This is a genomic window from Flavivirga aquatica, from assembly GCF_001747085.1.
Classification (GTDB): Bacteria; Bacteroidota; Bacteroidia; order Flavobacteriales; family Flavobacteriaceae; genus Algibacter_C; species Algibacter_C aquatica.
In genome coordinates, this window is record NZ_MDJD01000044.1 from 1 (window position 1) to 25,311 (window position 25,311).

The following is a 25,311-nucleotide window of genomic DNA, read 5'->3' on the forward strand; positions in this document are numbered from 1 at the left end:
ATCTAATAAGGTTCCTAATTCCTTGCAGTAAGTTAGTTCTTTTTCTAAATCATTGCCCTGATTCTTGACCGGCATCTTACAGGTCCAATCTTCTTGGTAAGCATAAACTGATTTGCGAAGTTGTTTTGAACGTTCCCGTAAAACGTCTATAGCTAAAATGGGGTTCGATTTTGATAAACTATGGGTAGCATCTACAATAATTGATTTTGATGTAATAATACCTTTTTCAATAGCAATACTTACCGTTTTGTTGATAAGCATATCTAATAAATTAGTATCCTTCAAACGTTGTCTGCGACAATTTTGTTAAGGTACTTGAATCAATAACATCTTCTTCGGGTAACATTTCTAGAAAATATTTAAAGGACATGTCATAGCGTGAACGCTCCACTACATCTACATCTGAAATGGTATAAATTACTTTTAGCAGAAGATATTTGAATAGTCTTATGGGACTTTCTGTTTTTCTGCCTAGAGTTTGAGAATATTTTGATTGAAGTTCTTCATAGATGAAATTAAAATCTATTAAATCATTGATACGCCTTAACAAATTAGTGTTAGGAACAATTAAATCATATAAAGAACTGTACTCGCTTAACCGAAGAGATTCCTGTTGAACTATCATGAATACAAAATACAAAAAACGGCAAGTATCTAAAATACTTACCGCTTTTATTTAAGTTCGTGACTTTTTCAGTAGCCTCGTAATTTTACTGAGGTATTTTTTATGCTTAACTAATTCCTTTCCAAAGAAAGCTTCTATTTATTCATGTTATGCTTTGGGGTGTTTTAAGTGGTATATCTATTTAAGAAAGAATCTAGTATGTTTAGTGGTTTATAGCTTGAAATAATCAATTCTTAAGCTTTTATGTAAGAACTATAATATGATTAACAGATACTATGACATTAAACTGTATAATTGAAAGTTAGTTTACTTAGTTTGAAATCAGGTTATTAGGTTAATGACGTTTAAATGCATTAGTAGATGAGTCTTATCTTATAGAAAGTAAAAGAGGTCGTCTAAAAAGAAAATTAACTTTTTAGAGACCTCTTAAGGGAATTAGTCACTAGTATGTTTTAAAAAAAACTTCTTTAGAATTTAAAATTAAGATTGGCATAGTAATAAGAACCACTAAAGCCCATTTGAACAGCATCCCAATAACCTCCAGAGTCTGAATCTGGTCCTTGTTGATCTGGATATACATTAAGTAAATTGTTTCCACCTACATTTAGTTTTAAGTTTTCAGATAATTCAAAACCTAAATTAAGATCTGTTACTATTTTTGCTTCGTAATAATCAATAGCCCCACCGTAATCCACTAATTCAATGTCACTAAATCTAGTAATAGATACGCCTGTATCGAACCATTTTTTGTTGTAATTAAGGTTTAAACTTAATTTGTTATCAGGTGCAGATGCTAATAAAAAAGCTCTGTCACGTGGGCCAAAAAAGGTAGCTTCATCTAAAGATTTATTATTAATGCTTTCAATTTTCATGTCATTAATATTGGCTAAAAATGTAGCTCCAATAGAGCTATCGTTGTCTAAATTGTTTTTCCATGATAAAATAATATCAAGACCTGTAGTTTTAGTATCTACACCATTAACGAAAAATTGAGCAGTTTCTACATTGTCTATTTGTGGGGCAGGAAAGTTTCCAGTTAGTACAATTCTATCTTCTATATTAATATAATACCCGTCTACTGTAGCCGTGAAATCACCAAATTTGGCAGTAAAACCTAATGAGGCATTAAGCGCTTTTTCTTCATTAAGTTGTTCTATACCAAATGAAGCAGTTATTGGACTATTATTAGGAGATAATAAGGATTCTGATGCTGTGCCACCAGAAAAGTTAGTAAAACGTAAATTATAGTAAATTTGAGCTAAAGAGGGCGCTCTAAAACCAGAACTTAAAGATCCTCTTATGTTAATATTATTTGTAGCTTTTAAACGAGCAGCTAATTTCCCGTTAAAAGCACTACCAAAGTCACTGTAGTTTTCAAAACGTGCAGCCGTACTTAGTAAAAAGGACTCAGATAAGTCAAATTCTGCATCGGCGTATAATGATAAGTTGCTTCTACTTCTGTTTATTTCGTTATCTGGACTATAGCCAGGAAAACCTTGAGAGCCTCCAGGTCTAGGTTGTCCCGTTACAGGATCTATTGATTGTGTTTGATTTTCAGAATCTACAATTAATAATCCATTAGTATCGTAAGTTCCCCAAGAATTTTCTTCACCAGCAAAAATGATAAAGTTTTCTGTTCTGTATTCAGTTCCAAACGCTAAACTCATTCCGCTTAAAACGTTATCATAGTATTTCGAAAAATCTAAGTTTATAGTATTTTGGCTTAAGCTATGTCCACCAGCATCAAAATCGGTAGGAGATGCATCTCCTAAAGAAGCATTTAAAGTACCTTTTATAAAATAATGAAAGTTATTTTTACCATAAGTATTACTAATGTCTACTTTCCAGCCACTATCGGTTGTTGTTCTTATTCCTGCAGAAATAGAATTATCTAGAATTATAGATGTAATTCTAGGAGTAAAACCATTAGGGTAAATACTTTGTACAATTCTTTCTGTAGGATTGTTACGAGTGAAAGCATAAGCATCGGTATCTCTAAAATTACGACCACCAAAGGCATAGAATTCGGTGTTTTCGGCTAAAGGAATAGCTAAATTTCCAAAGAAATTAAAACCATCTATAGCAGCCTCTCCAAAACCTTTTCTAAAATCATAACCAGGACGTAATGTTTTATTTTTAGTTAGGTATTCTGTGGTAAAGTTAGCATAACCTTCGTCGGCAATTTTAAAGCCGTAATTAGCTGTAACTTTTACAGAAGCTCCATCAAAATCTTTATCTTCACCTAAAACATTACCATCTTTATCGGTGTCTAACCTAAAGCCATCTGTATTAGGGGTGCCAGTTGGGAAATCTCCATCTGGATTATTGAGAAAAGTACCATAGCTTACGGTTCCTGTTAATTCATCAACTTTGTCTTTTAAAACAATGTTTATTACCCCTGCTATAGCATCAGATCCATATTGTGCAGAAGCTCCATCTCTAAGAATTTCTATCCTTTTAATAGCAGAGGTAGGAATAGCATTAAGGTCTGTACCTGTATTTCCTTTTCCTCTAGTTCCAAAAATGTTAATTAAGGAAGATTGGTGTCTTCTCTTTCCATTAATTAAAACCAATGTTTGGTCTGGACCTAAACCACGTAAAGAAGCAGGATCTATATGGTCGGCACCATCAGAGCCGGATTGTTTATTGGCATTAAATGAAGGCGCTGCATATTGTAGCATTTGGTTTAACTCTACCTTACCAATTTGGGTAGATACTTCAGCAATATCTATAACATCTATAGCTACAGCGGTATCTACAGCAGTACGTTTTGGGCTACGAGAACCTACAAGAACAACAGCATCTAGTGCTTCTCCGTCAGACATTGTTATATCTATAATAGCTCTCCCGTTAACAAGAGTTTCTTCGGTAGCATAACCAACATAACTAAAAATTAAGGCTGCATTTTGGTTAATTGAAATTGAATATTTTCCGTCAAAATTGGATGTTACTCCATTGGATGTTCCTTTTTCTAAAATGTTAACTCCAGGGATTGGGATTCCACTAGAATCTGTAATAGTACCAGAGACATTTTGTTGAGCAAATGCCATTCCAGCTGTTAAGAAATAAAAAAAAAATAATAGTTTTTTCATGTAATCGTTTTTAATAGGTTAAATTAATAAATGAGGTTTTTGAATTAAAAAGCGTACAATTTATGTAAAATTTACTTCAAAATATGTAGACTTTAATAATAAAATAACGAATTTTAAGATATTGAATGTTGATTATGCTGATATTTAACAAGTTTCGTTAAATATTTTTTAACAAGTTAATCGAGAGGTTTTATGTGCTTTAACGACAAAGCAAGTCATGGCTATTAATGGCCTAAAATAAATTTACAATGAAAAGATGTTTTAAAGTATTGTTGTGTAGTGTTTTATGCTTGTTTTTTATAAAGTAAATAGAAATTATTGTTTAATAATTAGCTGATTTGTAGAATCTAATAAAAATTTTAAAATAGTATATATTATAGTATATATTTGCATTTCTAAAATGAATCTTTAAAAACCATTATTAGTGGTATAAGGAGGTTAAAAGAATATATTTTAAATAAAAAGTTAAACCACTCTTTATTAAATAAAGAGCCAAGGAAAGGAATATGAAAGCAGGTATTGTAGGATTACCAAACGTAGGAAAGTCAACCTTATTCAATTGTTTATCAAATGCAAAAGCGCAAAGTGCAAACTTTCCATTTTGTACAATAGAACCAAATATAGGTGTAGTAAATGTGCCAGATCCACGTTTAGAAAAACTAGAAGAATTGGTGAATCCAGAACGTGTATTACCAGCAACCGTAGAGATTGTTGATATTGCAGGTTTGGTAAAAGGAGCAAGTAAGGGAGAAGGTTTAGGAAATCAGTTTTTAGCAAACATAAGAGAAACAGATGCTATTTTACATGTTTTAAGATGTTTTAATAATGATAATATTGTACATGTAGATGGTAGTGTAGATCCTATTAGAGATAAGGAAACTATCGATATGGAATTACAACTTAAAGATTTAGAAACGGTTGATAAAAAACTAGATAAAGTAAAACGTGCTGCAAAAACGGGTAATAAAGAGGCGCAAAAAGAAGAGGCTATTTTATTAAAAATAAAAGAAGGCTTAGAAGCTGGTGTTTCTGTTAGAGCATTAGATTTTAGTGAGGAAGATTATGTAGATTTTGTTGTGCCATCGCAGTTTATTACAGATAAACCAGTTATGTATGTATGTAATGTAGATGAAGGTGCTGCTGTTTCTGGTAATGATTATGTAGAGCAAGTAAAAGAAGCTGTTAAAGATGAAAATGCTGAGGTTTTAGTATTAGCAGTAGGTACTGAAGCAGATATTAATGAGTTAGAAGATTATGAAGAACGTCAAATGTTTCTTCAAGATATAGGATTAGAGGAAGCAGGCGCATCTAAATTAATTCGTTCGGCGTATAAGTTGTTAAATCAACAAACCTACTTTACGGCTGGAGTTAAGGAAGTACGTGCATGGACTATCGATGTAGGAGCCTCAGCACCACAAGCAGCAGGTGTTATTCATACTGATTTTGAAAAAGGGTTCATTAGAGCTGAAGTTATTGGATATAACGATTATGTAGCTTATGGTAGTGAATCAAAAGTTAAAGAAGCAGGTAAAATGCGTGTTGAAGGAAAAAATTATGTGGTTAATGATGGAGATGTGATGCATTTCTTGTTTAATGTGTAATTAGTTTTTATAGTACCTATTATTCATATTTTTGAATATTTCGTTTTTAATTTTTTTGAAAGTATACTTGGTGCCCCAAAGTGTAAAATAAATTTTTAAAAGCTATAAAAGTTAGAGAGGTAAATTCCTATTTAAGAGTTTTATTACTAGCTTTTTAACCTTATTAAAGACCTTTGGATTAATAATCATTTTTTGATTTACAAAAAATGAAAGTTATAATTATAAACACATGGCACTAATTAAAATCAAAACTGAAATTAAAGCAGACATCAAAACATGCTTTGATTTGGCTAGAAATATTGATGTACACCAAGAGTCAATGCAGCATTCTGGTGAGATAGCAATATCTGGTAAAACTTCTGGGTTGATTGAATTAAGAGAAACGGTTACCTGGGAAGCTAAGCATTTTGGATTTGTACAACATCTAACATCAAAAATTACAGAATTAGAAGCGCCATATTATTTTGTAGATGAAATGATTTTTGGAGCTTTTAAATCATTCCGTCATGAACATCGTTTTCAAGAAAAAGATGGATTAACTATAATGATAGATGAATTCCATTTTGAATCTCCTTTTTATATTTTAGGAAAGTTTGCTAATTGGTTGTTTTTAAAAAGGTATATGACTAATCTTTTAGAAATAAGAAATAGTATTTTAAAAGAAAAAGCAGAGTCTTTAGTTCGTGTCTAAACTTTTGTGATTCTAAGAAGTAACTTGTTTGTAATAAGTAGATTACTTTTGTTTTCTTTTTTTACTGTTTTAAAGACGTACGTTTTGAACATCGTAATTATATAGTTACTCAAAATAGTTGATTCTAAAGGTAGTATTATTTTTGATGCATGCAAGCAACAAGAAATTTTTGGTATGGTATAGGTATTGGGGTTTTAGGAGTAGTTCTTTTTTCTTCTAAAGCAGTTATGGTTAAGTTAGCTTATAAGTATGAGGTAGACGTTATTAGTATACTATTATTAAGAATGTTGTTTTCTTTTCCTTTTTATGTATTTATAGCCTATATATACCGTAATAAAAATAAAGATGTTTTACTAAATAAAAAAGATTATACTTGGGTTATTTTCTTTGGCTTAGTTGGTTATTATTTGGCAAGTTATTTTGATTTTGTTGGTCTTACATATATAAAGGCAAGTTTAGAACGCATCATTTTATTCCTATATCCAACTATAGTTATTTTATTAAATAAATTATTTTTAAAACGAGTTATTACAAAAATTCAATCGGGAGCTATAGCTTTAACCTATTTAGGGATTGTTATTGCATTTTGGGATGAGGTTGCTATATCTGGAAGTGATACTTATTTAGGAGGCGTATTTATATTATTAAGTGCGATAACGTATGCTTCTTATTTAGTAGGTAGTGATTGGTTGATTCCTAAATTTGGTGTGATGAAATTTACTGCCTATGCTATGATTGTTTCTTGTGTTTGTGTATTTATTCATTATAATATTATAAGTGAGATTAATTTATTTAGTTTTACATGGGAAGTTTATGTGTTAGGGTTTCTAATAGCTGTTTTTGCAACAGTGATACCATCGTTTTTAGTGTCGACTTCTATAAAAATGATAAATTCCTCAAATTTTGCTATTGTAGCAGGAGTAGGACCAGTATCTACTATTGCTTTAGCCGCTATATTTTTAAATGAAAGACTAACCTTATTACAGTTATTTGGAGCTTTAGTAGTTATACTAGGTATTGTATTAGTGTCTCTAAAAAAAGGAAAATAGAAGTAGTTTAATATCTGTTTTCTTTTCTTTTTTGTAATCAAGAAATGGAGAAAAAATTAAGATGTATTACTGTGGTACTTTCGTATGATAAATAGGGTAGTTATGTGTTCTCAGTAATTTTGATTTTTTATTGTTAATTACTTTGTATGCTTCCTGTTTTTATTTTTTGTTTTGTTATGCTATATTAGCATTCTATCTTAGAAATAACATCAACTTTAATGGCAGAACAATCTAATTATACCGAAGATAATATACGTTCACTAGACTGGAAAGAACATATCCGTATGCGTCCTGGGATGTATATAGGAAAACTTGGTGATGGATCTTCACCAGATGATGGTATATATATATTGTTAAAAGAAGTACTAGATAACTCTATTGACGAATTTGTTATGGGGGCTGGTAAAAATATTGAGATTTCCATTCAAGGAACAAAAGTTATTGTGCGCGATTATGGTCGAGGTATTCCTTTAGGAAAAGTTGTTGATGTCGTTTCTAAAATGAATACAGGAGGAAAGTACGATTCTAAGGCCTTTAAAAAGTCTGTAGGGTTAAATGGAGTTGGTACAAAGGCAGTTAATGCCTTGTCTTCGTTTTTTAGAGTAGAATCTACGCGTGATAGTAAAAGCGCTTCCGCAGAATTTGAGCAAGGAAATTTAATAAATCAAGAATTTTTAGAAGAAACATCACGCCGAAAGGGAACTAAGGTATCTTTTATTCCAGATGATTTAATTTTTAAAAATTATAAGTATAGAAACGAGTATATCGTTAAAATGCTTAAAAATTATGTGTACCTTAATCCAGGGTTAACCATAGTTTTTAATGGTGAAAAGTTTTTTAGTGAGAATGGATTAAAAGATTTATTAAGTGAAAAAATTAATGAATCTGATTTGTTATATCCAATCATTCATTTACGGGGAGATGATATAGAAGTCGCTTTAACACATAGTAAAACACAGTATAGCGAAGAATACAATAGTTTTGTAAATGGACAAAATACGACGCAAGGAGGAACGCATTTAAATGCCTTTAGAGAAGCTTTAGTAAGAACATTACGTGAGTTTTATGGTAAAAATTATGATGCATCAGATATTAGAAAATCAGTTGTAAGTGCTATAGCTATTAAAGTTATGGAGCCAGTTTTTGAGAGTCAGACTAAAACTAAATTAGGGTCTACCGATATGGGAGGAGATTTACCAACGGTTAGAACTTATATAAGTGATTTTCTTAAAAAGTATCTAGATAACTATTTGCATAAAAACCCAGATACAGCCGAAAGTATTCAACGTAAAATTTTACAAGCAGAACGCGAACGAAAAGAACTTTCAGGAATAAGAAAATTAGCAAAAGACAGAGCAAAAAAAGCAAGTCTACACAATAAAAAACTTCGAGATTGTCGAGTACACTTTGGAGATGCTAAAAATCAAAGAAATTTAGAAAGTACTTTGTTTATTACTGAGGGAGATTCAGCATCGGGAAGTATCACAAAATCACGAGATGTAAATACACAAGCTGTATTTAGTTTAAAAGGAAAGCCTTTAAACTGTTATGGTTTAACTAAAAAAATTGTATACGAAAACGAAGAGTTTAATCTCCTGCAAGCTGCTTTAAATATAGAAGAATCCCTAGAAGATTTGCGTTATAATAATGTGGTTATAGCTACAGATGCCGATGTCGATGGGATGCACATTCGTTTATTATTAATAACTTTCTTTCTTCAGTTTTTTCCTGAAGTGATAAAAGAAGGCCATTTATATATATTACAAACACCTTTATTTCGTGTAAGAAATAAAAAAGAAACCATCTATTGTTATTCTGAAGAAGAACGTGTTAATGCTATAGAGAAATTAAAACCAAAACCTGAGATAACTCGATTTAAAGGTTTAGGTGAAATTTCGCCAGACGAGTTTAAGCATTTTATAGGAGACGATATTCGTTTAGACCCAATTATGTTAGATGATAATATGTCCATAGAAGAATTGTTATCATTTTACATGGGTAAAAATACGCCAACACGACAAGAATTTATTATTGAGAATTTAAAGGTGGAGATGGATTTAATTGAGGACTAACGTGATACTGCTAAAGCAGGTGGTATTTTGGAGTAAATAAAAAGTTTATAAACAATGAACCTATATACATATTGTAAATCTTGTAAAAGTAATATAAATATTAAATCTAGCGCATCAACCAGACCAGATTTGCAAATGGAAAAGGGTGAAGAGTTTAATGTTAATTGTCAAAATTGTGGACATGTTGAAAAAAAGTATGTTAACGATATAAAGGCTGAGTCAAGTAAAATTGTTATGTTTATAGGTTTGGTAATAGCAATTTTAGCTACAATTATATTGTGGATTTCTTTTAGAGGAATAGCTTTGGCTGTTTTAGTAATCCCAATTCTTTTTTGGCAACAACAAATGAGTGCCACGAAATCTTTTAATTCATATATGATTAGAAGAAAATAGATTTAGAAATTAAATTAATAAGATTCTTGTCTGCGCAGGAATTCACTAAATTTAGAATTGTATGTTATATAATAAGAAAAAAACAGGTTTAAAAAAAAGATTCCGTTCAACTGTATTACCTAATACGATAGGAGATGCAGTAAAGAGACGAAGAAAACAAGCAAAGAAACTGCTTAATGGCAAACCCAAAAAATAACAGCTATTAATGATAGAAGAAGAAAACGATGATTTAACTAATGAACAAGGCGAGCCTCAAGAAACTATTACCCGAGTCACGGGTATGTATAAAGACTGGTTCTTAGATTATGCTTCTTATGTTATTTTAGAACGTGCAGTACCCGCTATAGAAGACGGTTTTAAACCAGTGCAACGTCGTATCATGCATTCTATGAAAGATTTAGATGACGGACGTTATAATAAAGTAGCGAATATAGTAGGGCATACCATGCAATATCACCCACATGGAGATGCAAGTATTGCTGATGCTATGGTACAAATTGGACAGAAAGATTTGTTAATTGATACTCAAGGAAACTGGGGTAATATTTTAACAGGAGATCGAGCTGCAGCATCTCGTTATATTGAAGCTCGTATTTCTAAATTTGGATTAGATGTCGTTTTTAATCCTAAAATTACCAAATGGCAAGCCAGTTATGATGGTCGAAGAAAAGAGCCTGTAAATTTACCTGTTATGTTTCCTTTATTGTTAGCGCAAGGTGGAGAAGGTATTGCAGTAGGTTTATCGACTAAAATACTGCCGCATAACTTTATTGAGCTTATAGATGCTTCCATTAAGCATTTACAAGGAAAACGTTTTACTTTGGTTCCTGATTTTCCAACCGCAGGAATTGCCGATTTTTCTAATTATAATGATGGATTACGAGGAGGGAAAGTACGTGTGCGTGCAAAAATTTCGCAATTAGATAAAAATACCTTAGTTATAACGGAGTTGCCTTTTAGCACAACAACAACGTCATTAATAGACTCTATATTAAAGGCTAATGATAAAGGGAAAATTAAAGTTAAAAAAATAGAAGACAATACAGCCGCAGAAGTTGAAATCTTAGTACACTTACCGTCTGGATTATCACCAGATAAAACGATTGACGCTTTATATGCTTTTACAAGTTGTGAAAGTTCTATATCTCCTTTAGGTTGTGTTATCGAAGATAATAAACCCTTATTTGTTGGAGTATCAGAAATGTTGCGCCGTTCAACAGATAACACTGTTCAGCTTTTAAAACAAGAACTAGAAATAAAGTTGGGAGAGTTTGAAGAGCAATGGCACTTTGCATCTTTAGAACGTATTTTTATTGAAAATAGAATCTATCGAGATATTGAAGAAGAAGAAACTTGGGAAGGAGTTATAAAAGCAATAGATAAAGGATTACAACCACATATAAAACATTTAAAACGGGCTGTAACCGAAGAAGATATTGTTCGATTAACAGAAATCCGAATCAAACGTATTTCTAAATTTGATATAGATAAAGCACAACAAAAAATTGATGCTTTAGAAGAACAAATAGCTGAGGTTAAGCATCATTTAGCTAATCTTATTGATTATGCTATTGCTTATTTTATGAGGCTTAAAAAGGAATATGGAGAAGGTAGAGAACGTAAAACAGAAATAAGAGCTTTTAATGATGTTGATGCAACGAAGGTTGTTATAAGAAATACTAAGCTCTTTGTAAACAGAGCAGAAGGTTTTATAGGTACCTCATTACGTCGCGATGAATATGTTGGAGATTGTAGTGATATTGATGATATTATTGTATTTACAAAAGAAGGTAAAATGATGATTACCAAAGTAGATACTAAAACTTTTATAGGTAAAGATATTATTCATATTGCGGTCTTCAAGAAGAAAGATAAGCGTACTATTTACAATATGATTTATCGTGATGGTAAAAATGGATCATCGTATATTAAGCGCTTTGCCGTTACTGGAGTTACCCGTGATAAAGAATATGATTTAACAAATGGTAATAAAGGATCAGTTTGCTTGTATTTTTCGGCAAATCCAAATGGTGAAGCTGAAGTTATTACAGTTTTACTAAAACAAGCGGGAAGTGTTAAGAAATTAAAATGGGATATTGATTTTGCCGATATCCTTATAAAAGGCCGTGTTTCAAAAGGAAATGTGGTAACAAAATATCCTGTAAAGCGTGTAGAGTTAAAAGAGAAAGGTGTTTCTACTTTAAAACCGAGAAAAATTTGGTTTGATGATACCGTTCAGCGTTTAAATGTTGATGGAAGAGGAGAATTAATAGGTGAATTTAGAGGTGAAGATAAATTACTTATCATCACACAATCTGGGGTAATTAAAACAGTTACTCCAGAAGTGACCATGCATTTTGATAATACTATGATTATTATGGAAAAATGGTTACCTAAAAAGCCAATATCAGCGATCTATTATAATGGCGAAAAAGAAATGTATTATGTAAAACGTTTTTTAATAGAGCAGGAAGGAAGAGAAGAATCGTTTATTTCAGATCACCCAAACTCGCAATTAGAAATTGTTTCTACAGACTGGAAGCCTATGGCCGAGGTTGTTTTTGTTAAGGAACGAGGAAAAGATAGAAAAGATAATTTAGAAGTTAACCTTGAGGAGTTTATTTCTATTAAAGGAATAAACGCACTAGGTAATCAACTGACAAGAGAGAAAGTTAATCAAGTAAATTTATTAGATCCATTACCATATGAAGCTCCAGAAGAAGTACATGCAGACGACTTAGAGGTTGTAGATGAAGTAGAAGTTCAAGTCAAAGAAGGAGAAACGATAACTAATTCATCTTCAACAGATGCTGGAGATGTAAATGGCAAGAGTGAATCTAATCCTACAGAAGATGACAATGAAGATCAAACAGCATTATTTTAACTGTGAAAGCATAAATAGAAGAATGAATTCATATAATATACGACCATCCAATAATTTAACCTAAATTATTGGATGGTCGTCCCACACGAGTAGTAACTATTCATGTTTAAACAAATTGTGAATAATTTGAAATTATGGACATAAGTATTATTGCAATTTATGGCTTATTATTATGTGGTGTTTTTTCTTTAGGAACAAAATTCAAACTACTAAAAAGAATACCTCTATGGCTGTTTTTTTTAACGATTTCATTCATTTTAGCTATAGTTAACGAAAAAGCTTCGTTTTTTTCATTAGTTTATACTATAGTTTTAGGCTTTTCTGTCTATTACTATTATCAAAAAAAATATATACTACTATTCTTTTTAATATTAGCTTTATCTATCCCTTTAGCTTTTCATTTCTCAATTCTTGACTTTAATAATTATAGGTATTTACGCAATATTATTTTAACAGGTAGCTCTAGTCCTTATAGTTTGTATTTCAATTTAGATAAAACTATAGTAGGGATGTTTATAATTGGCTTTTGCTTGGAGTATAAAAAAGTAGAATTTCTACTAATTTTAAAATTAGTAGTTATAAACCTTTTATTAATGGGGCTTATTTTCTTTGTTTTGGCAACTGTATTAGGTTATAGTAAATTTGAGCCAAAGCTACCTTATTTTACTCCCGTCTGGGTTCTTGTCAACTTATTTTTTACATGTATGGCTGAAGAAGCTATATTTAGAAAACTGATTCAACAAAGAATACACGATTCATTATCAGGGAAATATGCTTTAGTTTTAAGCGTATTAATAGCTTCTTTAGCATTTGGATTAGCACATTTTAGTGGAGGTATAGCTTATATCGTTTTGGCTTCGTTGGCAGGAATGTTTTATGGCTATGTTTATTATAAATCAAAAAGAATTGAAAGCTCTATACTTTTACATTTTGGATTTAATTTACTTCACCTTTTACTATTTTCTTATCCTGCTCTTAAATAATAATAAATACTTTATTTATGCCTTTTTTAATTGCTTACGTATTTTTGCAATAGCAGATTCAATAGATTTTTCAGGTTCAATAATATTATATTCACCCCAAAACTTAGGGTCTGAAAAACCGGAAGCACGTTGCATTAATATCGTTGTAGGGTATAGCATTTTGTTTTTGACTTTAACAATTTTTGAGTTTTTAATTTCCCAATCTGTTATAGCCATTTCACTATTTAATGTGTAAACACTATTAAATAATTTGTCTTCCCAGTTTATTTTAAAAGTTAATTGGATATTACTGTAGGCATAATGCCATTTACCATTTTGAATTCTGTAGTTAACCCTATAAGCTGCCTTTGTTGGGTATACATTTGCCTTTTTTGGTTTTTTGCGCACAAATAGATCCCTAGAAAGCGCCTTGTTTTTAACATTTAAACTATAAACTGCATTTATAAGTGCAAACGTTTCAGCATCAATATAAAGTTTCCCATAGTACATTGGAGCTTTTATAGTTTTATATTGTTTGAAATTTACAACATAAACAAGCTTACCATTAATATTAGTAGATTTATCAAATTTAAAGTCATAATAATTTACACTTTCTTCGGTAAAAATAAATTCAGGATATTTTATAATATCTGTATATAAATTACTAAAAGGGCCGCCTTGAAGTTTTAGCACTAAAGTATCTAGTCTTGTATAATCTGTTTTTTTTCTAGCTTTAATTAATTCAATTTTATCCTTTCTTAAGTTGTAGTAGGGTTGCTTGTGTATTTTTACAACAGCCTCAGATAACGATGCATTTCTTCTCCTTTTTTTTATAGTTTCTCTATAAAAGGCAGTCATTAACGTATTGTTATTATTATAAATAGAACTTTTCTTTTTTAATGTTTCTAACACCAGAGATTTAGGGTTTGATGGTTTTGCCATTATATTAACAGTATTTAGCTCTGTAATAGCAGGAACTAAAGTTATTCGTGTTTTGTTTTCTAGAGAAGAAATGTTTATTTCTTTTTTTTCATAACCTAAATGAGAAATAATTAAAACGCCATCTATATAGTTTTTGGGTATTTTTAAAAGAAACTCACCATCATTATTTGTAATCATGCTAATATTAGAACCATCTATAATTAAATTACAAAAAACTAAAGGCGCTTTAGTTTTTTGATCAACTACAATACCTTTAATTTCTTTAATAGATGCTGTGTTTTGAGCATTTAGATATATCGTATTTGAAATAAAAAGTATGAATACTATTTTTAGTATTATTAGGATATTATTTTTCATGACGAGGGTAGTTTGAATAGCTTCCTTTAAAATACAAAAAATAATGTTAAGTTGTTGTAATTTAGGTGTATTTTATGAGGTTTAACTTGGTGTTTTAACATTTTTATTTAAAAGACCATAAATTTCTAATCATACTTTGTGTTAATTACTAACTGGATGTAGTTCTATAAAACTTTAAACGATAACTATTAATAGTTATCGTTTAAAGTTTTCATAAAGGCTATTATAGCTTTTATTTCATCGTCAGATAAATTTAAATTATCAAAAGGTAAAGTTTGTAATGGTAAGTTAAAACCTAAACCAGCTCCACCTCCTTTGTCGTAAAAGTCTAAGACTTCTTCTAAAGAATTGTAAGCACCATTATGCATATAAGGGGCTGTTTTTTCTATATTTCGAATAGTTGGTGTTTTAAATGCTCCTTTTCTTTCTGTAGTATTAAAAATATGTTGCCTACCTAAATCATGAGATAACTCTTTGTTAGAGTTAGTTTTTGGGATGCCAATGATTTCTAATTCGGTATCTGTAAAATTTGGCGGCACAGTGCCATTAAATGTTGGAGGAAAGTGGCAAGTAGCACATGCAGCTTTACCCATAAATAAGTTGAATCCTCTTTTTTCTTGGGCTGTTAAAGTAGCTTCTTTATTATTAATATTGTTGTCAAACTTAGAGTTAAAAGGGTTTAAGGTTCTAACATAAGATGAAATAGCATGTCTAATATTAAAATTGTCTCTTCCATTGTTGTATAAAGAATCTAGCATGTGCTTATATTCTTTATTCTTTTTTACTCTAAAAATAATAGAATCCATAGACATGTTAAATTCATCATGATTATTAACAACACCAATTATTTGTCCTTCTAAACTTCCGGCACGAGCATCCATAAAGTATAGTTGTTGGTATGTAGCATAAGTTAGGGTAGGGGTATTTCTTGTTTGCTTATTATTAAAGGTAACTCTACCATCTGTAAAACCTTTTTCTTTTATATGGCAAGTAGCGCAAGCCATATTGTTCGATTTAGAAAGGTTTTTATCTTTAAATAATTTTTTTCCTAAGTCTATTTTTTGTTTTAGGTTGGTTGTATCAGATTTGTAATCTGAGAAGAAATTGCTATTCAGCGTTTTTTCGGAAAATAGAGAGGTCAACTCGTTCGATAAAGCTAATTCAAAAGGAAATTTAACATTCCAGTCCTTTTGGGTATTGACAAGAAGTTCTAGTTGTAGGTGAATATGATTTTTAATAAAAGAAAATCTATCAAAACTATCAAAATCATTATTTAGGGCTTGTCTTGCTTTAGAAATTGAGTTTAAAAAATCGCTGTATAATGCTTTCGACTTAAATTTAGTTTCAGTTAATTTTATTATTTCCTCCAATGTTTGATAGGTATAATTACTTTCTAATAAGGATTGACCTAGAACAGGAGAATCGAAGCCAGTGATACCTGTAGTTGCGATACGAACAATTTGATGTCTTAGTAACCAAATAATATGATAATCTCTTAAATTGATTCGAGTGTTCTTTCTTACCAATTTCAATCTACTACTTGTAATTGTAATAATTTCTTTAAGCTTTAAAGAATCTATAGTAGGCTCATGTAGCAATTCTTCGATTACCTGAAAACCAAAAGGTTTTTTTATTTTAATGTCTGTTGGATCATCTTCAGAAACCTGTAAAATGTTAGGAGCATTTAAAGATTTATAATTATTTTGATCCACATAAGATAGAATGGGCTCAGCAAGTTTGAAATGCATTCTTGCTTTCTTGTAAAGGTCTATTTCTTTTTTTATGTTTTTAGAATTTGTTATTGAGTCTAAAGTATTAATGCAAATACTTAATTCCGAATTAAATATCTTTTCTATTTCACCACTTAAAGAAATAGGTTCTATATATGTTTGCTCTTTTTTACAAGCAATTCCTGTTAAAAGCAAAAGACATATACATGTTGTATATGCCTTTACTCTTATAATAAATAAGTTTTTATTCATAGAGAATTTATTATCTTTCTAATCCTGTAATTACGTGTAAAACAGAACCTTCTTTTCTTGATCCCTCTATAACAGAGTTTGCTTTAGGATCTGTAAAAGCAGAGCCATCTGCAGGTTCCCAACCATGGTTTTGTGTAATTAATAAGAATGTGTTTTCTCCGTTATTAACAGTTTCGGTAACATCAATCATACCTGTTATTTCCCACATTTTAGAAGTATTACCATAGCTTTGCTTAGCAGCTTCTTCTTGATCACATTCTAAAACAGTTTTTAAGTTTTCTGTAGTTAAGTTATATTGGTATAACTTAGCGTAACCTGTAATGTTTGGATTTAAAGAAGCGTATCCATTAGGGTCTTCTTGGATATAAACATAATTTTCTGTTGCTAAAATATTATCTGGAGAGTGGAAACCATCTGCTTTACCACCAACTTTATCGCCATCTAACACACAAGTTATTTTAGCTTTTAAATATCTGTTATGAGGCACATTTTTGTCATCTACAGTTAACATATTTCTGTCTAAAACAACTTTATATACACGTCCTAGTCGACTTCCTTTGCCAATTAAGTCTGATTTGTCACGACCAGTTACAGCAAAATAAATTTCTCTTTCGTTAGAAGGGGAACCTTTTCTCCAATCAATATCTTCTAATCTAGAGAAACCCATAACACCTTTACTTTTAGCTTCTGCATCTAATAAATCAAGTTGAGTTTCATTTAATTCTACAAACTCAGCTTGATATTCGGTGCCTTCAATCATATCGATTTCAAAGTTTACACCAGCAGTAGTTACTTTTAAGCCGTATAATTTACCGTTGCTTAAATCACCTCTATTACCTACATACATTCCTAATTGACCAGAAGGGACTGAGTTGTCTGCGTGATCATCACCTATAAAAGCAACTGTTTTTCCTGCAAAAGCATTTTTTCCAATTACAACAGCATTTTCGGTAGACCATTGACCTAGTTTAGGTAGCATTACCGCTACATCTGCATTGTCTGCAGATTTATATGGATTAGTTGCAAAAACACCTTTTGAAGAGCCTCCCCATTCTCCACCAGATAAATACATTGGACCAAACCCATGCTCTTCTGGTGTAACTAAAGAACCAGAACATTGTGCTGTAAATGCCGTTGCAAAAGCATTTAAAATATATTCACCATGCATAGGTTTTAAATCACTATTTAATTTAATTCTAGCTATAGAATAATCTGCTTCTATATTATTAATTAAAGTAAAAGTACCATCAGCTTCAGCTAATAAACCAGCTCCATCTGCCATAGAACCGTAAACGAATTCAGGTGTGCTTTCTAATACATCTTCAGAAGATAAAATTGGAGTTACATTAATAGAAGAAGAAAAAGTAGCATCTATTTTTAAAAAGTTTGGAGTTTTTGAAGCTTGTAAGGCAATTAACTCATCTGGAGTAGGCGTGAAATCTTCTCCATTTTCACCGTCTTTTCCGTCTATTCCATCAAGACCATTTTTGCCATCTTCTACGTCACAGCTCGTTAATATTGTGCTAGTGGAGGTTATTACCAGTGATAGTAAAAAAAGTTGTAGTAATTTTTTCATAATTTGATAAGGATATTTTTGTGGTTATTATTTCCTTACAAAATTATCATTAACGATTCCAATGTTTGTTAAGTTACTAATGTGGTTTTATTAATTTAGGGTTATAGTAATGTTAATAAGGTTACATAACTATTAATAATTATAATAGATTTGTTGAAGTATATTATGAGTGTATTAATCTTTAAAAGAAATCTAAGTATATACTAACTATATATTTAGTTAAAAATATGTTAGGATTTGGTTAGAGAGCCTACTAAGAATTACATTTGTTAAAACTATTTTTTGTGACAAACACTTATAATATCCCTTTTTATAGAACAGGTTACTTTTCATCATTAATATGTGATTACCTAGATGAAAAATCAGAATTAAGTCAGTTTTATAGCTGTTTTCCAAACCTTGATAATTTTAAAATTCAAATAGAAGAAAAGCGAAAGTCATTTCAAACTCAATCTAGGGAAACTTTAGTTTCAGTTTTAAAAGAACAGTATCAGAATATAGAAGCCTCTGAGTTAACACTTCAAAATATTAATAATTTAAAGTTTAGTAATACATTTACAATAACTACAGGACATCAATTAAATTTATTTACAGGACCTCTTTATTTTTTATATAAAATAGTTTCTGCTATTAACTTATCAAAAGAATTAAAAGAAACTTATCCAGAAGATAATTTTGTGCCTGTATATTGGATGGCTACTGAAGATCATGATTTTGAGGAAATTAATTATTTTAATTTTAAAGGAAAAAAAGTACACTGGAATAGAGATGCTAAAGGAGCTGTTGGAGAATTATCTACAGAAGGCTTAAAACAAATTTTTGAGTTGTTAGCAAAAGAATTTGGAAATACAAAAAATGCAAATTATTTAAAAATGCTTTTTGAAGAAGCATATATTAAGCATCATAACCTGGCAGATGCTACACGTTTTTTAGCGAATGAATTATTTAAAGATTATGGATTAGTAGTTATTGATGCGAATGAAGCTGAATTAAAAAAGCAGTTTGTTCCTTATATTGAAGATGAATTGTTAAATCAAACATCATATAAAGCAGTTTTAGAAACCAATAAAAAAATTAGTGTATTATCTGAAGCATATAAAATACAAGTAAACCCTCGAGAAATAAATTTATTTTACTTAAAGGAAAATTTAAGAGAGCGTATTGTTTTTGAAGATGATATCTATAAGGTCGTTAATACCAATATATCTTGGAGTAAGAGTGAAATACTGAAAGAAGTCTCAGACTTTCCAGAACGATTTTCGCCTAATGTAATTATGCGCCCACTATATCAAGAAGTTATTTTGCCAAATCTGTGCTATATAGGTGGAGGGGGAGAATTAGCTTATTGGTTTGAGTTAAAATATTTTTTTGAGGAGGTTAAGGTACCTTTTCCTATATTATTATTAAGAAATTCAGTATTAATTCAAACTGAAAACCAATATAAGAAACTTCAAAAGTTAAATATTTCGGAAGAGGATCTCTTTTTAAAACGAGATACATTTATTAATAAAAAAGTAAGAGAAATATCAAATATTAGTATTGATTTTTCATTACAAATAAAGCATTTAAAACAGCAGTTTGAAGATTTGTATAAAACAGCTGAACAGACAGATAAATCATTTTTAGGAGCTGTCAAAGCTCAAGAAATAAAACAATTAAAAGGATTAGCTAATCTTGAGAAACGTTTGTTAAAAGCACAAAAAAAGAAATTATCCGATCAAGTTTTTAGGATGACCGAGCTTCAAAATGAATTATTTCCAGGTCAAAGCTTACAAGAACGTAATACTAATTTCTCTGAGTTTTATTTAGAGCATGGTAAAGCATTGTTACCTACGCTTATTAAACATTTAAAGCCTTTACGCGGAGAGTTTTTAATTTTAAACATGTAATGTAATCTTTAAGTATGCATAAAATAGATATGGAGTTGGTGGAGATGACTTTAGATGTCATGAAATATGCCATTGATAGAATATCATCTACAAAACTAAAAATAGGAAAGCCAAAAAAAGCAGAAGAATTAAAAGCTTTGGTTGGAGATACAATTACAGATAAAGGTGTTGGAGGAGAATATGCTTTTAGTTTATGGAAAAAATACTTAATGAAAGCCAATGTGCCAATAGACCATCCAAGACATTTAGCATTTGTGCCAGCTTCACCAACTAGAGCGGCTATTATGTTCGATTTAGTGACATCGGCATCCAGTATTCATGGAGCATATTGGATGGAAGGAGCTGGAGGTATTTTTTGTGAAAATGAAGCTATGAAATGGATTGTTTCATTAACTGGCTTACCAGATGGCGCTTTTGGTGTATTTACAAGTGGAGGAACAGCAGCAAATCTTTCAGCAATTGTTACAGCTAGGGAGTACTGGAGGCAAAATGATGCTTTCAAAAGAGAGAAAGGTTTAATAATAACATCAAATGGTGCGCACTCATCTATAAAAGCCATGGCAAAAGTAGCCGATGTAGATATTATTTTGGTTAATTCAGAAGAACGTTTAACAGGAGAAGACTTAGAGGAAACAATTGCTAGTTTAACCGAAGAACAACGAAAACGTTTATTTGCAATTGTTGCTACTGGAGGCACTACAAATGCTGGTATTATTGATGATTTAGAAGGAGTGGGTAAGGTTTGTGAAACAGAAAAATTATGGTTTCATGTAGATGCAGCTTATGGAGGCGGAGCATTAGCAGCAGATTCGGTAAGGCATTTATTTAATGGTATAGAAAAAGCAGATAGCATAACTATAGATCCTCATAAATGGATGTTTTCTCCTTACGATTGTGGTGCAGTAATTTATAAAGAACCCGAATTGGCAAAACAAGCCCATTCACAAGAAGGGTCTTATTTAGATATTTTTAAAGATGAAGGAGCACACGGTTTTAATCCTACAGACTATCAAATACAGTTAACACGTCGGGTTAGAGGATTGCCTTTGTGGTTTTCGTTAGCAACACATGGAACAGATAGATATAAAGAGGCTGTTGAAAGGGGTATTGAATTAGCATTAATAGCAGGTAAGATGATAACAAAAAGTCCACATGTAGAACTGGTAAGAGACCCAAGTTTGTCTTGCGTTTTATATAGAAGGATAGGCTGGAAACCAGAAGATTATACGCATTGGACGTATGAAAATCATAAAAAAGGTTTTGCATTAATAACTCCTACAAAATGGAAAAACGGAGATAATTATGAAACTGTATCTCGTTTTTGTTTCATTAATCCAGATACTACAGAAAAGGATATTGAAGATATTTTGGATTCTATGGTATAAAAAAAATAAAAAAAGGTTAATCCTAATTCGCCATTATAAAATCAATTCCTATTTTTGCGCATGCAACATGATAAGGTATTAATTTTAGACTTCGGATCGCAATATACTCAACTTATTGCCCGTAGAGTTAGGGAACTCAACATTTACTCCGAAATACATCCATTTAATAAAATTCCAACAAGCTTAGAAGAATACAGGGCTGTAATTCTTTCTGGTAGTCCAAACTCTGTAAGAGGAGAGGATGTTTTACATCCAGATTTATCAAAAATACGAGGAATAAAACCTATACTAGCTGTTTGTTATGGCGCTCAGTATTTAGCACATTTTTCCGGAGGAGAAGTAGCACCATCAAATACTAGAGAATATGGACGTGCTAATCTGTCATTTATTAAAAATGATGAGGCTTTTTTCAATAATATAAATGAAGGAAGTCAAGTATGGATGAGTCATAGTGATACTATAAAAAGCTTACCAACAAAAGGCGTTTTATTAGCAAGTACGAATGATGTTAAAAATGCGGCCTATAAAATTGAAGGAGAGACAACGTTTGCAATTCAATTTCATCCAGAGGTGTATCACTCAACAGATGGAAAACAACTTTTAGAAAACTTTTTAGTTAACATAGCTGGACTTAATCAAGATTGGACACCAGATTCTTTTGTTGAAGAAACTGTTGCAGCTATTCAAGAAAAAGTAGGAAGTGATAAAGTGGTTTTAGGACTTTCTGGAGGTGTAGATTCTACAGTAGCAGCGGTTTTATTAAATAAAGCTATAGGTAAGAACCTATATTGCATTTTTGTTAATAATGGGTTACTTAGAAAAAACGAATTTGAGAGTGTTCTTAATCAATACGAAGGTATGGGACTTAACGTCAAAGGCGTTGATGCTTCCAAACGTTTTTTAGATGCTTTAATAGGAATTAAAGACCCAGAGAAAAAACGTAAAGCTATAGGTAATGCATTTATTGAGGTTTTTGATGATGAAGCACATAAGTTGGAAGATGTAAAATGGTTAGCACAAGGAACTATTTACCCTGATGTTATAGAGAGTGTATCTGCTACAGGAGGACCTTCTGCAACAATTAAGAGTCACCATAATGTAGGTGGGTTACCAGATTTTATGAAACTTAAAATCGTGGAACCACTAAGAGCTATTTTTAAAGATGAGGTAAGACGTGTTGGAGCTACTTTAGGTATTGATCCAGAACTTTTAGGTCGTCACCCTTTCCCTGGTCCAGGTTTAGGTATTCGTATTTTAGGCGATATTACAGCTGAAAAAGTACGTATCTTACAAGATGTAGATGCTATTTTTATAAATGGATTAAAAGAATGGGGCTTATACGATAAAGTATGGCAAGCAGGAGCTATGTTGTTACCCGTAAATAGTGTAGGTGTTATGGGTGATGAGAGAACTTATGAAAAATGTGTTGCACTTAGAGCTGTAGAAAGTACAGATGGTATGACAGCAGATTGGGTAAACTTGCCTTATGAGTTTTTACAAAAAACATCAAATGATATAATAAATAAGGTAAAAGGCGTTAATAGAGTAGTTTACGATATTAGTTCAAAGCCTCCTGCAACAATAGAATGGGAGTAAAAAACAAATAAGACGTTGCTCTGCTATAGTGGAGTAAGGTCTATACATTATAGTATTTTTATATTTTTGGCATACTCTGTGTAGTTAAAAATATAAAGAAAGTTTTACCCTGAGAGAAATCAAAGGGTTTACGTCTTTAAAATCAAGATTGAACGTATATAATAAAGCTGATTTATTTTATTACGATTATTTTAAATAAGAAAAGGTATTTACTTATATCTAGAAGAAAACAACAGTATGAATAGATTATTATTAGTAGTAGTTATTTTGGTTTTAACTTTTACTTCAGTTAGCGCACAAAATTTTAGTACACATAATGTAAAAAATGGAGAAACTATAGAAAGTATTGCAGAGCGGTATTTTGTAACTCCTAATGATATCTATGCCCTAAATCCAGATGCTAAAAAAGAACTTAAACCTAATACTGTTTTAATAATACCTATTTCAAAAGCAAATCCGCCTAAAGTAACAATTGTTAAAGAAATAAAAGGTTTCAAAACACATAAAACAAGACGTAAAGAAACATTATATAGTTTGTCTAAAAAATATGAAATTTTGGAAGACGATATAAAAAAACATAATACGTTTTTATACGCTAACCCATTACGTAAAGGAGATAAACTTCAAATACCCATATTTAAAGTTACAGAAACTGTAGAAAAACAAACTAAAGATTATACTGTTTTACCTAAAGAGGGCAAATGGCGTATTGCTTATAAATTTGGAATAACGATTTCTGAATTGGAAAACCTTAATCCAGATATGGCAGAGGTTTTAAAAGAAGGAGAGGTTATAAAAGTGCCTAATATTGGAGGAGAAGAAGAGAAAGAGGTTGATGAGAAGTACAGCTATTATAAAGTTTTACCTAAAGAAGGGTTTTACCGTCTTAAACTTAAATTAGGTTTGGAAAAGGAAGAGTTAGAGGCATTAAATCCTATTTTAAAAGAAACAGGATTGAAAAATGGTATGGTTTTAAAGATACCATATTCAAATATGGCTGGCGATGCTGAAGTGGATTTAAAGCGTATTAATTTAATTGATAGTATTTCAGATTTCAATAAAAAACGTATTGCAGTGATGCTTCCTTTTAGGTTAAATCGTGTAGATTTTGATTCTACTGAGGATACTAAAAGTAGTATTAAAAAAGATCCATATTTAAATGCCTCGCTAGATTTTTATTCTGGTATTTTAGTTGCGATAGATTCTTTAAAAACTCTTGGATTGTCTCTTGAAGTAGATGTTTATGATACAAGGTATGAGGTTGGAGAAGTCACAAAAATTATTGATGAAAATAATTTTGAAGATGTAGATGCTGTCATCGGACCTTTAACCCCTGTTACTTTCGATAAAGTAGCTTCAGAATTAAGAGTGTATAATATCCCAGTAATATCTCCTATAGGTAAGAAATTAAAATTATACGATAATGTATTTCAGTCTAGACCTTCAGATGATTTATTAAAAAATAAAATTATAAATTTTGTAAAGACTGATAGCTTAGTTAATAATGTCATTGTTATTTCGGATACTCAAAATAAAGACATAGCAAAAGCTATTATGCTAGAGTTTAACAATGCAAAGCAAATACTCTCAAGAAAGAATAAAGAAGGTAAAGATGAAAACTATGTGTTAGTTGATGATATAAAAGATGTTCTTAAACCTGGCAAAAATGTTGTGTTTTTGGAAACTCAAAATAATGGTTTTGCATCTAATGTAACTAGTGTTTTAGCTTCTTTAATTCAAGAAGAAAATAAAGACTTACGTAAAAAGGCCATGGAGATTGTATTAGTTACCACTAATATTAATTCTGCGTTTGAAGGTGATGAAATAAATAATACGCATTTATCTAAATTACAGTTTCACTATGCAACAGCATCTAAGGAGTACAATGAAAATGTTAACAATGCCTTTGTTAAAAAATACAAAAGCATGAATAATAATATTACACCTAATAAAAGAGCGATTAAAGGATTTGATTTAACTATGGATGTAGTGTTACGTCTAGTGACTTCAGAAAACCTATATATGTCTGTAAAAGATGTGCCATTAACAGAATATGTAGAAAATAAGTTTTTTTATAAAAAAGAGCTTTTAGGAGGTTATTTTAATAATACTGTATATCTCGTTAAGTATGACGATTTAACAGTTATAGAGGTTAAATAGTATAAACGTTATTAAGTGCTACGTATATATTTTTAATTAAAGCTAGTAATAACCT

Annotated in this window: 15 protein-coding genes and 1 pseudogene; 11 read left to right on the top strand and 5 right to left on the bottom strand. The window is 30.8% G+C overall.

All coding sequences use genetic code 11. The features are described 5' to 3' along the window. Both A8C32_RS21115 and A8C32_RS11325 read right to left on the bottom strand, forming a co-directional pair. Positions 1 to 625, bottom strand: a pseudogene (locus tag A8C32_RS21115) (transposase); the annotation flags it as partial. Positions 626 to 1,092: 467 nt separating this feature from the next. Next, positions 1,093 to 3,717 carry a TonB-dependent receptor gene (locus A8C32_RS11325; RefSeq protein ID WP_069830543.1) on the bottom strand — a complete coding sequence of 875 codons (2,625 nt, stop codon included), beginning with the start codon at positions 3,715 to 3,717 and terminating at the stop codon, positions 1,093 to 1,095. Between the two features lie 506 nt (positions 3,718 to 4,223). Between A8C32_RS11325 and ychF the strand changes: the two genes are divergently transcribed. The 7 genes from ychF to A8C32_RS11360 all read left to right on the top strand — a co-directional run bounded on the left by ychF (position 4,224) and on the right by A8C32_RS11360 (position 13,390). Next, on the top strand, positions 4,224 to 5,318 hold the full coding sequence (ychF, locus tag A8C32_RS11330; RefSeq protein WP_069830544.1) for a redox-regulated ATPase YchF: 1,095 nt from the start codon (positions 4,224 to 4,226) through the stop codon (positions 5,316 to 5,318). Positions 5,319 to 5,547: 229 nt separating this feature from the next. After that, entirely contained in the window at positions 5,548 to 6,009 is a 462-nt protein-coding gene (locus tag A8C32_RS11335; RefSeq protein ID WP_069830545.1) for an SRPBCC family protein, read from the top strand. A 149-nt stretch (positions 6,010 to 6,158) separates the two neighbouring features. Continuing rightward, the gene (locus A8C32_RS11340) at positions 6,159 to 7,058 is read left to right on the top strand and encodes a DMT family transporter (RefSeq protein WP_069830546.1); all 900 of its coding nucleotides are present in this window, start codon (positions 6,159 to 6,161) and stop codon (positions 7,056 to 7,058) included. A 218-nt stretch (positions 7,059 to 7,276) separates the two neighbouring features. Then, positions 7,277 to 9,130, top strand: a complete 1,854-nt coding sequence (locus tag A8C32_RS11345) for a DNA topoisomerase IV subunit B (protein WP_069830547.1) — start codon at positions 7,277 to 7,279, stop codon at positions 9,128 to 9,130. A 54-nt stretch (positions 9,131 to 9,184) separates the two neighbouring features. Then, positions 9,185 to 9,523 (top strand): hypothetical protein, encoded by a 339-nt coding sequence (locus tag A8C32_RS11350; RefSeq protein WP_069830548.1) that lies wholly within the window; start codon positions 9,185 to 9,187, stop codon positions 9,521 to 9,523. Between the two features lie 205 nt (positions 9,524 to 9,728). Beyond that, the gene (locus A8C32_RS11355; protein WP_069830549.1) at positions 9,729 to 12,407 is read left to right on the top strand and encodes a DNA gyrase/topoisomerase IV subunit A; all 2,679 of its coding nucleotides are present in this window, start codon (positions 9,729 to 9,731) and stop codon (positions 12,405 to 12,407) included. 134 nt (positions 12,408 to 12,541) lie between these two features. Then, the gene (locus A8C32_RS11360; RefSeq protein WP_069830550.1) at positions 12,542 to 13,390 is read left to right on the top strand and encodes a CPBP family intramembrane glutamic endopeptidase; all 849 of its coding nucleotides are present in this window, start codon (positions 12,542 to 12,544) and stop codon (positions 13,388 to 13,390) included. Between the two features lie 15 nt (positions 13,391 to 13,405). On the opposite strand, the gene A8C32_RS11365 is transcribed toward A8C32_RS11360, so the two are convergent. The 3 genes from A8C32_RS11365 to A8C32_RS11375 all read right to left on the bottom strand — a co-directional run bounded on the left by A8C32_RS11365 (position 13,406) and on the right by A8C32_RS11375 (position 18,226). Beyond that, complete coding sequence (locus A8C32_RS11365; protein WP_069830551.1) at positions 13,406 to 14,668, bottom strand: carboxypeptidase-like regulatory domain-containing protein; 1,263 nt, start codon at positions 14,666 to 14,668, stop codon at positions 13,406 to 13,408. Between the two features lie 188 nt (positions 14,669 to 14,856). Beyond that, a complete protein-coding gene (locus A8C32_RS11370) occupies positions 14,857 to 16,650 on the bottom strand; it encodes a cytochrome-c peroxidase (protein ID WP_069830552.1) in 1,794 nt (597 codons plus the stop codon). 10 nt (positions 16,651 to 16,660) lie between these two features. Next, a complete protein-coding gene (locus tag A8C32_RS11375; protein ID WP_069830553.1) occupies positions 16,661 to 18,226 on the bottom strand; it encodes an alkaline phosphatase PhoX in 1,566 nt (521 codons plus the stop codon). 284 nt (positions 18,227 to 18,510) lie between these two features. Here A8C32_RS11375 and bshC point away from each other — a divergent pair, with 284 nt between their 5' ends. From bshC to A8C32_RS11395, 4 genes are all read left to right on the top strand, one after another. Next, entirely contained in the window at positions 18,511 to 20,115 is a 1,605-nt protein-coding gene (gene bshC / locus A8C32_RS11380; protein WP_069830554.1) for a bacillithiol biosynthesis cysteine-adding enzyme BshC, read from the top strand. A 14-nt stretch (positions 20,116 to 20,129) separates the two neighbouring features. Then, positions 20,130 to 21,500 (top strand): pyridoxal phosphate-dependent decarboxylase family protein, encoded by a 1,371-nt coding sequence (locus A8C32_RS11385; RefSeq protein WP_069830555.1) that lies wholly within the window; start codon positions 20,130 to 20,132, stop codon positions 21,498 to 21,500. A 60-nt stretch (positions 21,501 to 21,560) separates the two neighbouring features. Then, positions 21,561 to 23,096, top strand: a complete 1,536-nt coding sequence (guaA, locus tag A8C32_RS11390; protein ID WP_069830556.1) for a glutamine-hydrolyzing GMP synthase — start codon at positions 21,561 to 21,563, stop codon at positions 23,094 to 23,096. 237 nt (positions 23,097 to 23,333) lie between these two features. Next, on the top strand, positions 23,334 to 25,256 hold the full coding sequence (locus tag A8C32_RS11395; RefSeq protein ID WP_069830557.1) for an amino acid ABC transporter substrate-binding protein: 1,923 nt from the start codon (positions 23,334 to 23,336) through the stop codon (positions 25,254 to 25,256). The last annotated feature ends 55 nt before the right edge of the window (positions 25,257 to 25,311 follow it).

Bases quoted from the DNA above. Each gene is read 5' to 3' on its own strand.
- A8C32_RS11325 (WP_069830543.1), bottom strand. From the start codon at position 3,717: ATGAAAAAACTATTATTTTTTTTTTATTTCTTAACAGCTGGAATGGCA.
- ychF (WP_069830544.1), top strand. From the start codon at position 4,224: ATGAAAGCAGGTATTGTAGGATTACCAAACGTAGGAAAGTCAACCTTA.
- A8C32_RS11335 (WP_069830545.1), top strand. From the start codon at position 5,548: ATGGCACTAATTAAAATCAAAACTGAAATTAAAGCAGACATCAAAACA.
- A8C32_RS11340 (WP_069830546.1), top strand. From the start codon at position 6,159: ATGCAAGCAACAAGAAATTTTTGGTATGGTATAGGTATTGGGGTTTTA.
- A8C32_RS11345 (WP_069830547.1), top strand. From the start codon at position 7,277: ATGGCAGAACAATCTAATTATACCGAAGATAATATACGTTCACTAGAC.
- A8C32_RS11350 (WP_069830548.1), top strand. From the start codon at position 9,185: ATGAACCTATATACATATTGTAAATCTTGTAAAAGTAATATAAATATT.
- A8C32_RS11355 (WP_069830549.1), top strand. From the start codon at position 9,729: ATGATAGAAGAAGAAAACGATGATTTAACTAATGAACAAGGCGAGCCT.
- A8C32_RS11360 (WP_069830550.1), top strand. From the start codon at position 12,542: ATGGACATAAGTATTATTGCAATTTATGGCTTATTATTATGTGGTGTT.
- A8C32_RS11365 (WP_069830551.1), bottom strand. From the start codon at position 14,668: ATGAAAAATAATATCCTAATAATACTAAAAATAGTATTCATACTTTTT.
- A8C32_RS11370 (WP_069830552.1), bottom strand. From the start codon at position 16,650: ATGAATAAAAACTTATTTATTATAAGAGTAAAGGCATATACAACATGT.
- A8C32_RS11375 (WP_069830553.1), bottom strand. From the start codon at position 18,226: ATGAAAAAATTACTACAACTTTTTTTACTATCACTGGTAATAACCTCC.
- A8C32_RS11385 (WP_069830555.1), top strand. From the start codon at position 20,130: ATGCATAAAATAGATATGGAGTTGGTGGAGATGACTTTAGATGTCATG.
- guaA (WP_069830556.1), top strand. From the start codon at position 21,561: ATGCAACATGATAAGGTATTAATTTTAGACTTCGGATCGCAATATACT.
- A8C32_RS11395 (WP_069830557.1), top strand. From the start codon at position 23,334: ATGAATAGATTATTATTAGTAGTAGTTATTTTGGTTTTAACTTTTACT.